Annotated in this window: 10 protein-coding genes and 1 riboswitch; of the genes, 5 read left to right on the top strand and 5 right to left on the bottom strand. The window is 69.9% G+C overall.

The window, feature by feature from the left end:
* The first annotated feature begins 193 nt into the window (after positions 1-193).
* The 3 genes from ABT009_RS34950 to ABT009_RS34940 all read left to right on the top strand — a co-directional run bounded on the left by ABT009_RS34950 (position 194) and on the right by ABT009_RS34940 (position 2,240).
* Positions 194-1,159: an acetylxylan esterase gene (locus ABT009_RS34950; RefSeq protein WP_351304379.1), complete on the top strand. Its 966-nt coding sequence runs from the start codon at positions 194-196 to the stop codon at positions 1,157-1,159.
* 155 nt (positions 1,160-1,314) lie between these two features.
* On the top strand, positions 1,315-1,728 hold the full coding sequence (locus tag ABT009_RS34945; RefSeq protein WP_351304376.1) for an SseB family protein: 414 nt from the start codon (positions 1,315-1,317) through the stop codon (positions 1,726-1,728).
* Between the two features lie 224 nt (positions 1,729-1,952).
* Positions 1,953-2,240, top strand: a complete 288-nt coding sequence (locus tag ABT009_RS34940; RefSeq protein WP_351304373.1) for a DUF1330 domain-containing protein — start codon at positions 1,953-1,955, stop codon at positions 2,238-2,240.
* Positions 2,241-2,347: 107 nt separating this feature from the next.
* On the opposite strand, the gene ABT009_RS34935 is transcribed toward ABT009_RS34940, so the two are convergent.
* Positions 2,348-3,619 (bottom strand): hypothetical protein, encoded by a 1,272-nt coding sequence (locus ABT009_RS34935; RefSeq protein WP_351304370.1) that lies wholly within the window; start codon positions 3,617-3,619, stop codon positions 2,348-2,350.
* A 368-nt stretch (positions 3,620-3,987) separates the two neighbouring features.
* On the opposite strand from ABT009_RS34935, the gene ABT009_RS34930 reads away from it, so the two are divergent.
* Positions 3,988-4,374 (top strand): hypothetical protein, encoded by a 387-nt coding sequence (locus tag ABT009_RS34930; protein WP_351304367.1) that lies wholly within the window; start codon positions 3,988-3,990, stop codon positions 4,372-4,374.
* 19 nt (positions 4,375-4,393) lie between these two features.
* On the opposite strand, the gene ABT009_RS34925 is transcribed toward ABT009_RS34930, so the two are convergent.
* The 4 genes from ABT009_RS34925 to ABT009_RS34910 all read right to left on the bottom strand — a co-directional run bounded on the left by ABT009_RS34925 (position 4,394) and on the right by ABT009_RS34910 (position 10,906).
* Positions 4,394-5,401, bottom strand: coding sequence for a LacI family DNA-binding transcriptional regulator (locus ABT009_RS34925; protein WP_351304364.1), 1,008 nt, complete (start codon positions 5,399-5,401; stop codon positions 4,394-4,396).
* Positions 5,402-5,606: 205 nt separating this feature from the next.
* The gene (locus ABT009_RS34920) at positions 5,607-6,908 is read right to left on the bottom strand and encodes a glycoside hydrolase family 27 protein (protein WP_351304362.1); all 1,302 of its coding nucleotides are present in this window, start codon (positions 6,906-6,908) and stop codon (positions 5,607-5,609) included.
* A 38-nt stretch (positions 6,909-6,946) separates the two neighbouring features.
* Complete coding sequence (locus ABT009_RS34915) at positions 6,947-9,370, bottom strand: alpha-L-arabinofuranosidase family protein (protein WP_351304360.1); 2,424 nt, start codon at positions 9,368-9,370, stop codon at positions 6,947-6,949.
* A gap of 18 nt (positions 9,371-9,388) precedes the next feature.
* Entirely contained in the window at positions 9,389-10,906 is a 1,518-nt protein-coding gene (locus ABT009_RS34910) for an alpha-N-arabinofuranosidase (RefSeq protein ID WP_351304357.1), read from the bottom strand.
* Positions 10,907-11,183: 277 nt separating this feature from the next.
* Positions 11,184-11,293: riboswitch (SAM riboswitch) on the top strand.
* Between the two features lie 351 nt (positions 11,294-11,644).
* On the opposite strand from ABT009_RS34910, the gene ABT009_RS34905 reads away from it, so the two are divergent.
* Complete coding sequence (locus tag ABT009_RS34905; RefSeq protein WP_351304354.1) at positions 11,645-12,475, top strand: DUF1684 domain-containing protein; 831 nt, start codon at positions 11,645-11,647, stop codon at positions 12,473-12,475.
* Positions 12,476-12,547 lie beyond the last annotated feature (72 nt).

The following is a 12,547-nucleotide window of genomic DNA, read 5'->3' as shown; positions in this document are numbered from 1 at the left end:
GGCATCGGCGATCTGCGTCGCATCGGTCCGGGCCCTTGGCCGTTCATCGGCGACGAGTTCCGACCCTCGGCGTACGCTTTGTGCGGCCCATGGAGGTCTCTGCCGGAGAAAGCGCTTTCGCACCCCTTCTCCAGCCGGGCCGCGGCTCGTACGGTGTGATCATCCCGCTCACCTAGCAGCAAAGGCGACCCGCATGGCCCTGTTCGACCTGCCCCTCGACGAGCTTCGCAGCTATCGCACCGCGTCGGTCGAACCCGACGACTTCGACGCCTTCTGGGCGAAGACCCTGGAAGAGGCACGTGTCCACGATCTGGACGCCCGCTTCGAGCCGGTCGAGACCGGTCTCAAGAACGTCGAGGTGTTCGATGTGACGTTCGCCGGGTTCGGCGGGCATCCCGTCAAGGGCTGGCTGACGCTGCCCGCCGGGACGACGGAGCCGCTGCCGGCGGTCGTCGAGTTCATCGGCTATGGCGGCGGCCGCGGGTTGCCCCACACGCATCTGCTGTGGGCCTCGGCCGGTTTCGCGCACTTCGTGATGGACACCCGGGGCCAGGGCAGCGGCTGGTCCGGCGGCGACACCCCCGATCCGGCGGGCAGCGGCCCCGCGCACCCGGGCTTCATGACGCGCGGTATCGAGGCCCCCGAGAGCTACTACTACCGGCGGGTGTTCACCGACGCCGTACGGGCGGTCGAGGCCGCGCGGTCCCATCCGCTCATCGACGCCTCCCGCACCGCGGCCGTGGGCGCCAGCCAGGGCGGCGGCATCACCCTGGCCGTCGGCGGACTGGTGCCGGACCTCGCCGCGATCGCTCCGGACGTGCCGTTCCTGTGCGACTTCCCCCGCGCGACGACGATCACCGACCGCGATCCGTACCGGGAAGTGGGCCGGTACCTCAAGGTCCACCGCGGCCGTACCGAGCAGGTGATGCGCACGCTCGCCTACTTCGACGGCGTCCACTTCGCCGCGCGGGGCCGGAGCCCTGCCCTGTTCTCCGTCGCCCTGGAGGACCAGACCTGCCCGCCGTCCACCGTGTTCGGGGCCTTCAACGCCTGGGCCCACTCCGACAAGGAGATAGCGGTGTACGACTTCAACGACCATGAAGGGGGCGGCCCGTTCCAGCAGGCGGAGCAGCTGCGGTGGCTGCCGGCGCGTCTCTGACACGATCTCCCGGCGCGGCGGGGTGCCGCGCCGGGGCCGCGACGCCACGGGGTGGAAAGCGGAGGAGTCAGGCATGGGCCGCGGGAGGCTGGGTACGCGACGGTCGCTCCCTGCACCGCGACACGCTGTGGTCGCCGCGACGATGAGGACAGAACGTGACCGACTTCCCTTCCCCGAACCCGGAACAAGCTCAGCAGGCCCTGAAGGTCCTGGTCCACAACACCGATGACGAGTCGCAGATACAGACCGCCATGGACACGCTGGCCGGTTCCGAGGTCCTCGTACCGGTGCCCGCCCCGGCCGACGACGAGCCGCAGGGGGACGACGGGCTGACCCTGACCTTGCCGGTCGTCGAGCAGTCCGACGGCGCGCAGGTCGTGCCCGTCTTCACCTCGGAGCCCCGGATGACCAGGACGCTGCCTGATATCCCGGCGTACCGCCGGGTGCCGCTCGGTGTGATCGCCGCGCGTTGGCCGGAGGAGGAGCTGTCGCTGGTCGTGGACGCCGGGGACCCTGATGCGTTGGCGCTCAACGCCGAGTCGGTCCGTACGCTGCTTGCCCGGCCCTGAGGAACCAGGCGCTGGAGGCGTCGACGAACTCGAAGCAGGACGGATCCGCGGCCGCGCGGTACTCGTTCCCGACGCCGCCGACCCCGACACCGACACCGGGGTCTGATCCGCCCGGCCTGGAAGACCCCGCGCGCCCGCCGGACCAGCTGCGCGCGGGGTTTCGCCACGTCACCTCCGAGAAACAACGTCGCAGCGGTTTTCAACCGCGCTATAGGGTCGGCACCGTGACGGTTCAACTGTGTGTGCTGTTGTGGGCCCGGGCGGGTGCCGCGGAGGCATTGGTCGCGTATGAGGACAAGGTCCTGGCTCTGCTCGGCGAGCACGGCGGCCGGGTACTGCAGCGGGCCCGTACCAACGGCGCGGAAGGTGCGCCCACCGAGGTCCAGTTGATCGAATTCGCCTCCCAGGCCGGATACGACGGCTTCATGGCCGACGAGCGTCGTACCGCCCTGGCCGGCGAGCGGGACGCGGCGATCGCCCGCACCGACATCCACCCCGTCGAGCTCGTCTGACGGAGGTGCCGGTACGCGGGTGGAGGGCCAGGACCGGCGTCGACGACCCCGCCTTCCTGCGTTGCGCGGAGTCGCCGAGCCCTTACGGGAGTTGTGACGGGAGCTGATCAGCTGGGGGTCGGGCAGGCGTCCGGGCCGCCCTTGGCGAACTGATCCTTGGTGCAGTAGGTGATGGTCGGGAGGTAGGGGCCCATGGTCGCGGCCGGGTCCGCGCCGAGCGGAACGTTCTGGACGGCGTTGGGGAAGTCCTCGGCCGGGAGCATGTTCCGGAAGAGCAGCATCCCCGTGACGTCGGTGGGACCCCAGGAGATCCAGGTCACCTTGTTGTCGGCGGTCGCGTTGGCGGGTCGGTCCTCCGGCGCCGAGACCACGAAGGTGTAGCGCCCGTCCTTGTCCAGGGCCGTCTGGAAGTCGGCGGCGCAGGAACTCACCGGGTAGGGCAGCTGCCACTGGTTCTGGCAGAGCGACCAGTACCGGAGCTGGGTCTTCGTGAGTACCGACTGGCCCTCGCTGGTGTTGGGGAACGTCGGCGCCTTGCCCCGGATCACTGCGACGCGGCCTGGCTCATAAGCGATCGGGGTGCAGAGGTACTTGTTGTACGGGTTGGGGAAGTATCCCGCGGCCTTGTTGGGCAGTGCGAAAGCGGGGGCGTTCGCGGTGGACTTGCCGCATCCCTCGAAGCCTCCGGGAGGCGCGTTCTCCTTCACCAGCTGCCTGAGAAACCCGGCCAGCGGGCCGGCCTGGCCCTGGGCTGAACCGGCGTCGGGACAGGTGTCGATGGTGCTGGTACTGCCGTCCTTGTCCTGCTTCGACAGCGCGGGAAGGGGGACCCCGCCCGTCGGGTCGGATGCGTTGTTCGGCACGTAGATCCTCAGTACGAGGAAACCTGAACCGGAAGCGGCGTTGCCCGTGGTGGCGGCGATGGTGTTGTTGCCGGAGCCGGCCGCCACGCCAGGCTTCAGCGTGACGCTGAACCGGTGCTGGGCGGGATCGGTACCGGCATCGGCCACGGCGAACGGGTTCTTGCTGCCGGAGCTCGCGGAGATCTGGTGGTCGGCGAGCGAGTCGATGGGAGCGGCCTTGATGTTGTACGACGTCAGGGACATGAACCGGGCGGACGGGTAGGTTCCCTGCGCCACCAGTTGCTCTCCCTCTCTGAGGTGGTAGGGCATGATCCAGTAGGTGGCGTTCGTCTCGGGGAAGGCGAAGTTCAGCCTGCCGGGCCGGACGACGGCGGGCCATCCGCAGGAGACCTCGGGAGGCTGAGCAGCCTGCCCGGTCCGTGCCGGGATCGCGGCACCGGTCGGAGCGGCCGCCGTGGCGAGGAAGCCCAGCATCGCCAGGGCGGATGCCCCCATTGTTCGCTTGAGGGAGTGCATGGAGCCGCTCCATCCGTGGACTAGGACAACAGATGACGGAGAGCGATGCGCCCATGGGACTGTGGATGCTCGGTTACGCGCCCCTTCACCGGGACGCCGGCGGGCGCGCCACCAGCAGTTTCACTCACCAGTAGTGTCACGCCGCCGCGGGTGTCCTGCAACGCGGGAGCGACTGGCCCGCCCGTCGCGGGCCGGGGCCTACGGAACCCGGGTGTTGTTCCTGCGGACGTACGGCCGAGCACCTCGCTGTACTGCGATCCCAGTATCCCGGCTCCATGCAGGAGCACGACGACGGGAGGGGAGCCGGCCGGAGAACCTGGTGCACGTCGGCGAGAGACCGACGTGTCCCCCTCCGGAAGGAAACCCCCATGACATCGCCGCTCGCCCCAGTGAAGACGTTCGTCGCCGACCTGCTGCTCTGGTCGTTCTTCGTGGGCGGCCTCGCCGCCGGCGGGGCCGCGGGCGCGGTCCTCGACGGCACGCAGAAGGACGTGGCCACCTACGCCGGCAGCGCCGTAGCGCTCCTCGCCGGCTCGCGTATCGCGAAGAAACCGAAGATCAAGGCGTTCCTGTCGAAGCCGTCCACGCTCTGGTTCCTGTTCCTGTTCAACGGCGCCACAGCCGCGGCCATTTACGTCACCATGGACGGCGTGAAGGGGATCATCACGTCCGCTGCCATGGGCCTGGTCTCGCTGGGCGCGGCCGGCGGCCTCATCCCGAGCCGCCGCAAGCATGCCGCGGACGTGACTCCGTGAGTTGCGCCCGGAGCGCGGTTCAGCCGCCCGTCGACTCCCGGATCACCACGGAGAAGGGGCTGACGAACTCTTCGCGGTCCGCCCCTGGTTCGTTCTGCTGGATCCGTCTGGCCAGGAGGTCGACCGCCCGCTGCGCCATCGTGTCGTGGTCCGGGTCGATGGTGGACAGCGAGGGGATGAGGAACTCGCTCTCCTGGACGTTGTCGAAGCCGATCACCTTGACCTGTTCCGGCACCCGTACCCCGGCGTCGGCCAGGCCACGCAGCACCCCCATGGCCACCGTGTCGGTCACGCAGAAGACGCCGTCGAAGTCGAGCCCGGTCTCCACCATCTCCCGGGCACGCCGCGCACCATCCTGCATGGTGAGCGTCTCCACGCTCTGCACGAGGGCGGGGTCCTCTGGCAGGCCGGCGCTCTGCAGCGCCTGACGGTAGCCCGCGAGGCGGAGGCTGGACACGTCGGTCTCCTCGCCCACCACACCGCACAGGATCGCGATGCGTCGGCAGCCCCGCTCGATCAGATGGCGGGTGGCGGCCTCCGACGCGTCGACATTCGGCATGGCGACGTGGTCGACGGGACCGCCGAAGATCCGCTCGCCCAGGATGACCACCGGGTAGTCCACCTTGAGCAGCTCGACGTCGGCCGGCCCCATACCGACGGTGCTGAGGATGAGCCCGTCGTAGAGCCGGTTGCGCGACAAGGACAGCGCGTCCAGCTCGTTCTCCCGCGACGCGCCGGTCTGCTCGATGCTCACCCGGAGGTTGTGCCGCTGGGCCGCGGTGATGATGGCGGCGCCCAAGCGACCGTAGTAGGGGCTGTTGACCTCGGGTACCGCGAGTCCGACGGTGCCGGTCCGGCCGGTGCGCAGATTGCGGGCAGCGACGTTGACGCGGTAGTCGAGCCGGGCCATCGCCTCGAGGACCTTCTCCCGCGTCGACCTGCGCACGTTGGGATGATCGTTGATGACGTTCGAGACGGTCATCGGTGAGACTCCGGCCGCCTTCGCCACGTCCTGGATCGTCGCCACGTTCACCCCCGGTCTGCGTCTTGGGACTCTCGCCCGCCGCCATGCTAGGCCTTCACCTGCGTCGTAGCCCTGCCGAGTCGCCGACGGACGCACCGTCCACCACCGGCCGCCGTGCCGTACCAGGCCGGTACGCCCGCGGACTACGGACGCACCGGCCTCGTACAGCTTGGGCGTCACCGGCCTGGTGAGCAGGGCTTCGCCGCTCTCAGGCGGTGCTGTCGGCCTCGGTGAGGCGGTAGAGAGCCGCTCCGTGGGCCGGCAGGTCCACGTGCAGGTGGCGGCCGTCGTGCGCGGTGTCGGTGTGGGTCCACAGCTCCCGGATCCGGTCGCCGGGGCGGGCGCCGATGGAGCCGAGCGGGACAGCGACGCGCTCGGGGGTGCCGGCCAGGGAGAACACGGCGGCGTAGCGGGTGCGCCCGTCGGTGTCGCCGGCCGTCCACAGGACGAGGTCGTTCTCGCGGAGAACCTCGCGGTTGTCCCTGCTGTGCCACAGGACTTCGAGTGCTTCGTCGTTGGTGAGCAGTTCGATCGTCTCCGGCGGGCTGCTGGGCAGGTCGCCGCCCATCATCAGCGGGGAGCGGGAGATCAGCCACAGCGTCAGCAGGCTGATCTGCTCGGGGCGGGTGAGGCCGCACAGGCGGTCGTCGCCCCGCTCGGCCCGGATACCGATACGGCCCAAAGGCAGCATGTCGGCGTCCGCCCAGCCGCGTTCGCTCTGCCACGGGGCCCACCGGGCCATGCGGCCGAACTGGGCCTCGACGTCCTCCCACCGGTCCCACAGGTCGTCGCAGACGCGCCACATGGTGGCGTTGTCCCGCAGATGGTCGAGGTGGGCGAGGGAGACGTCGGTGCCGGGCGACAGACTGAGCTCGATGGGCCGCCCGCTGCGGGCGATGGCCCGGGCGTAGGCGGCGATCTCCCGCTCGTGGTACGGGAAGAGCATGTCGTCGGCCTTGATGAAGTCCACACCCCACCGCGCGAACTGGGCGACCTGCGCGTCGTAGTACGCCTGGGCGCCCGGGTGGTCGTGGTTCAGGCCGTAGTTGTCGCTGTTCCAGGGGCAGACCGAGTCGGTGTCGGCGATCTCGTCGGCGGTCCAGGCGGTGCCCGCCACGGGCAGGCGGGCGGCGACGGCGCGGCGCGGGATGCCGCGCATGATGTGCAGGCCGAAACGCAGGCCGAGTTGGTGCACGCGGTCGGCCAGCGGCCCGAATCCCGCACCGTCCGCCGCCGAGGGGAACCGCTTCGGCACAGGCAGTTGGCGGCCGTGGTCGTCGAGGAGCAGTGGGGCGTCCGGGTTGTAGCCGTGGGCGCGGGCCGTGGGCTCGTACCACTGGATGTCCACGACCACGGTGTCCCAGCCGTGCTCGAGCATGTGGTCGTGCATGAAGGTCGCGTTGGCGAGGACCTCTTCCTCGGTGACGGTGGTGCCGTAGCAGTCCCAGCTGTTCCAGCCCATCGGCGGACGCAGGTGTCGTTCGGGGATCGGACGTGCGGGTCGAGTCATGGCTGATCGTTTCCTGGACGGGTGCGGAGACGGTGAAGTCACCTTGGCGGGCGGAGGACGGTGAAGGAGTGCGGCGGAATGTCGCAGACCGGCCCGGGCAGGCGGTCCTCGACGGGGGCGGCCGGGGCGAGCCCGAACCGGCTGGTGGCGTGTGGCGGTGCGGCGAGGACGGTCCGCACGAACCCGGCGTCGGCGTCCGCGCCAGCCACACGGAGACGAACGGCCACTGGCTCGGGCGTCGAGTTGGCGATCTTGACGATCACGTCACCGGCAGCGCTGTCGCGCACGGCCGAGACGGCGAAGGCCTCCGGGGTCGCGCGGGCGTCCTCGAAGTCGTGGACAAGCTCGCCGTCGCGGTAGCAGCGGATACGCCGGCCGTCCACTTCGACCCGCAGGTCGTACCAGCGGCCGGTCTCGATCGGGACGGCCACGGGGTCGTTGAGGTCGTGCTCCACACCGTCGTCCACGCGCTGGAGCCGCGTGAAGACATTGCGCCAGCCGCCGACCGTCCACTGGTACCAGTTGCCGGGCGAGGTCGCGGCGAAGCCGATGGTGAAGCCCTCGCCGCCGCCGGTCTTCCTGGCCCGCACCGAGAAGGCGTAGGACGGGCCGTCCACGGCGTCGGCCAGGACCAGGCTGGCGCCTGGTCCGTTGGCAGTCTGCCGGATGCGACCGTCACCGTCCGGCTCCCAACTGCCGGACTCGGCGACCCAGTCGGCGAAATCCGGGGCCGGTGCCGCTTCGACGCCCAGGGGGCCGAGGCGCGCATCGGTGAACTCGGCCCGGGTGTCGGAACTCGTACCGATGTGGACCCCGTGCCGGGTAGCCGCCGGAACGGGCCTGGCCTGGGGTGCTCCTACGACGGTGACGGGCAGGGCGGTGTCCCCCGAGTTCACCGAATGCATTCGCTGGACGTGGTAGTTGAGGGTGGGCCAGACGTTCGTGTTGTCGAAGTAGATCAGGTCCGGCAGCCACTGGGTGTGGCCGCGTTTGGCGAGCAGTGGGGCGTAGGAGGCCAGCCGGACGACGTCGCCGTCGCGCTCCATGGCGATCATGTAGGCCGCCTCGGCGATGGCGCTACGCATGTCGTTGTCCCGGGCCGCGTACTCGCCGATGTACAGGTGCGGGCCCTCGCGGTCCATCGCGTCGAAGCGGCGGGTGTTCTCCAGGAACCAGCGCGGGGACTTGTAGGAGTGCTCGTCGACGATGGGGACGCGCTGTTCGCGGGCGAACGCCCAGCCCTTCTCCCAGTCCTCGCCGCTTGGGGACGGGCCGACGGTGCCGACGACCGTGATCTCGGGATGGTGCTCGCGCAGGGCGTTGTGGATACGGGAGAACCGGTCGCGGAAGGTGTCGGTGATGGCGTCCTCGTTGCCGACCCCGAGGTATTCGAGGCCGAACGGCTCGGGGTGCCCGGCGGCAGCGCGCAGGGCGCCCCAGTGCGAGTCGGCGGGGCCGTTGGCCCACTCCACCAGGGCCAGTACCTCGGCGACGTAGGCGGACATCTCCTCCTGGGGGATGCCGACCTGGCCGGTCACGTCGGTGTTCTGGCAGCAGACTCCGGCCGGTACGACGGGCAGGGGCTTGGCGCCGATGTCCTCGCAGAACTGGAAGTACTCGTAGTAGCCCAGGCCCATCGACTGGTGGTAGCCCCACAGGTTGCGCTGCTGCCGGCGCTCGTGCAGCGGCCCGATGGTCTCGGGCCAGCGGTACATGTTGCCGAGCCCCAGCCCGTGCGCGAGGCAACCGCCCGGGAAACGCACGAACTTCGGCTTCAGATCCGCGATCGCCTGCGCCAGGTCGGCACGCAGGCCACCGGGCCGCTGGCGGAAGGTGGCCTGCGGGAAGAGCGAGACCAGGTCCAGATGGACGGTACCGACCCCGGTCGCCACCACGGCGAACCTGGCGTCCGGGTCCGTCGCCTCACACGTGATCACCGCTGAGTGCCGCTGCCAGGACCCGTGTACGGGACCCAGCTCCGCCTGGCCGTACACCCGGCTGCCGTCCCGGCTCTCTATCTGCGCCACCAGACGGTCCGCGCTGCCGTCGGCCAGGCGGGCGAAGAGGCTGACGTCGTAAGCCTCACCTGCCCGGACGGCGATACCGTCGAAGCCCTCGTTTCGCAGCCCCGCCCCACGGCCGGCCACACCAGCGGCGATGGTGCGCAGCACCGCGTAGTGCGGGTTGGCCGGGTGCAGCGGCGCCTCGGCGGACACCGCGACCGACCCGGCGGCGCCGTCCCTCTCCAGCAACTCCCACGCGGTCAGAGCGTGCCATTCCGGCCGGTGGGCGGGCGTGTACTCGAAGGACCGGTTCTGCACCAGCTCGGCGTAGAGACCGCCGTCCGCCGCGTGGTTGAGGTCCTCGAAGAACACCCCGAACAGATCGGGCGAGATGGCGGTGCCGGGTGCCGCCGTGTCCACCTCGACGACCGTCTCGAGGGGTCTCGCGGATTCGCTCATCGCGCTGGTCCTCTCTGGTCAGGCCAGCGGGGCCTGGACTGTGAGGAAGGAGTGGGGCGGCAGTGTCAGGGCCAGGCCCTGGTCGGTCGCCTTCAGCCCGTCGAAGGGGCGCGGGCTGACCGCTCCCGGGGTGTCCGCGGTGTTGTGGACCTGGAGCCCGTCGGCGGTCAGGATGCGGGCCGTCACCTCACCGAGGGAGCCGCCGCGCAGGTCGAGGGTCACCTCGGCGGGCTCCTCGGCGTCGAGGTTGGACAGTGAGATGAGGACCGTGCCGTCCTTGACGCTGGCCGAGGCCGACAGGGTGTCCAGCTCTGCCTCGCCGACCGTGCGGCGGGCATCGTCCGTGCGCAGATGGACGGCGAGCGAGGCGGCGTCCTGGTGGCCCTTGTTCATCTCGAACACGTGGTAGGTCGGGGTCAGGACCAGCGCGTCACCGTCCGTGAGGACCATCGCCTGCAGGACGTTGACGGTCTGGGCGATGTTGGCCATGTACAGGCGCTTGGCATGCTTGTGGAAGATGTCGAAGTGCGTGCTCGCCACCAGCGCGTCGCGCAGGGTGTTCTGCTGGAACAGGAACCCGGGGTTCGTGCCCGGCTCGACGTCCCACCATGTGCCCCACTCGTCCAGGACCAGGCCCACCTTCCGGCCGGGGTCGTAGCAGTCCATGACCGTCGAGTGACCGGTGAGGATACGGTCGATCTTCCTCGCGGAGACCATCGTCCGGTAGTAATCGTCCGTGTCGAAGCCGGTGGCGCTGCCCTTCGCCTCCCAGGGACCGGCCAGCGTGTAGTAGTGGACGGAGATGCCCTGGAAGAAGGTGCGCGGGGTCGCCTCGCAGCCGAAGCAGTTGATCTGCTGCATCAGCGTCTCGGTCCACTTGTAGTCCGCATCGGACGCGCCCGAGGCGATGCGGTAGAGCTTGTTGTCGCCGTGGTCACGGCAGTAGGTGGCGTACTGGCGGGCCAGGTCGGCGGAGTACTCGGCGCGCATGTTGCCGCCGCAGCCCCACGTCTCATTGCCGATGCCCCAGAACTTCACGCGCCACGGCTCCTCGCGGCCGTTGGCCTTGCGCAGCCGCACCATCGGGCTGTCGCCCTCGCGGGTCAGGTACTCGACCCACTCGCTCATCTCCTGGACGGTGCCGGAGCCCACGTTGCCGCTGATGTACGGCTCGGCGCCGAGCAGCTCGCACAGGGCCATGAACTCGTGGGTGCCGAAGTGGTTGTTCTCCTCGACATTGCCCCAGTGGGTGTTGACCATCCTGGGACGCTGGTCCCGGGGGCCGATGCCGTCCTTCCAGTGGTACTCGTCGGCGAAACATCCGCCCGGCCAGCGCAGGTTGGGGATGTTCAGGGCTCGCAGGGCCTGTACGACGTCCAGCCGGATGCCGCCCTCGTTGGGGATCGGCGAGTCCTCCCCCACCCAGAAGCCGCCGTAGATGCAGCGGCCGAGATGCTCGGCGAAGTGGCCGTAGAGATGGCGGCTGATCTTCGGACCCTCGAGGTCGAGGTTGATGATCGCGGTGGCGTTGGACACGGAGTACTCCAGGTCGGCGTGGTGCGTGCGTGAGCTGTACGGGCTTCGGGTTGCCGGCCGGCGGGACCAGCGATGAGAGATCGGTACCTGCGGTGACCAGGCGGAGGAGGGAAACCGGTTGCCTGGGTTGTTTGTATCGATAAAAAAGCTGCCATCGTTGTTGCGCGAGTGTCAAGAGAGGTGCGCGAACAGGTTGGTCCTGGGACCACGGATCACATGGCGCACGCTCGTCGACGGGGATTGTCCGCTGCGCGTTGCGAGCGTTAGAGTCGCACGCGGTGACGAGTGTCAGCGTCAAGCCCTGGCTGGCTGACCGGCAACCCTCTGTCGCGGCGGGGTGCTCCAGGTGACGACCCGACAGGACCGAGTGTCCTGTAAGCGTGAGGCCCCACAGGGGCGGAACCGACGAGGTGGCGGGATGGACACAGGAGCGAGGCCCGGGCTGCATGCCGGTCCCGGTGTCCTGGAGTGCCCGCTGCATGTGTACCGCCGTCACGTCGATCTGGCCCGGGTGAGCAGCGCACTGTGTTGCCGCACCCGGTCGACGCGGCCGTAGCCGTAGCCGTAGCTGACGCCGTCGTCTGCCGGGGGATCCGTCCCCGTCCGACCTTCTCCGCTCGGCCCTGAGCATCCGCGCCCCCGCCCTCGCCCTGCATGCCCTTCTGACCATCCGTGTCCGACCATCCGTGTCCGACCATCCGTGTCCGACCATCCGTGCCCCATTCCGCAGGAGTACACATGACCGTCCAGGACTCCCCCACCGACATCGACACCTTCGCCGCCGAGTGGGAGGCATGGCACCACCGGCAGGAGTCGGCCCTCGCCCACGAGCACGGATTCCTCGCCATCACCGGCCTGCACTGGCTGGCCACCGACCCCCAGAGCTTCCCGGATGCGCCCGGCACCTGGTCGACGGGCGACGACGGCGTCACGGTCGTACTCGGCGAGGGCGAGGAACTCGTCGTCGACGGCACCGCGGTACACGGACGACACGCTTTCGGCGTCATCCCGGAACGCGGCGGCGTCAACGCCGTCTGGGGAGACGCGGTGATCGAGATCGCCAAGCGCGGCGGCCAGGACCTGATCCGGCCGCGGCACCCGCACCATCCACTGCGCACCGCGTTCACCGGGACCCCCGCGTATGCGCCGGACCCTCGCTGGGTGGTCACCGGCCGCTACACGCCCTTCGCCGAGCCGCGGCCGACCACCGTGGGCGCCGCAGTCGAAGGGCTGCAGCACGTCTACGACGCTCCCGGCCGGATCGACTTCCAGCTCGACGGCCGTGCGCTGAGCCTGACCGCGTTCAACGGGCGGACACCGGGCAGCCTCATGGTGCTGTTCACCGACGCGACCTCCGGCGTGACCACCTACGCGGCCAACCGCGCCCTGCAGATCGACGCCCCCGGCCCCGACGGCACCGTGGTGCTGGACTTCAACCGCGCCGCCAACCTGCCGTGCGCCTACACCGACTTCGCGACCTGCCCGCTGCCGCCCGCCGAGAACCGGCTCCCGGTCGCGATCGAGGCAGGCGAGAAGATTCCCCACGAGCGGCAGCCGATCGCGCAGTGAGCACCTCGCCCCTGCCCGGATCCGCTCGCTGTCGTTTCTGACCCGGGCACCGCGACCACCCTCCGTAGGGGA

This window comes from Streptomyces sp. NPDC002896 (genome assembly GCF_040295225.1).
GTDB lineage: Bacteria > Actinomycetota > Actinomycetes > Streptomycetales > Streptomycetaceae > Streptomyces.
The sequence above is the reverse complement of the archived record's forward strand: the minus strand, read 5'-3'. Positions and strand labels throughout refer to the sequence as shown.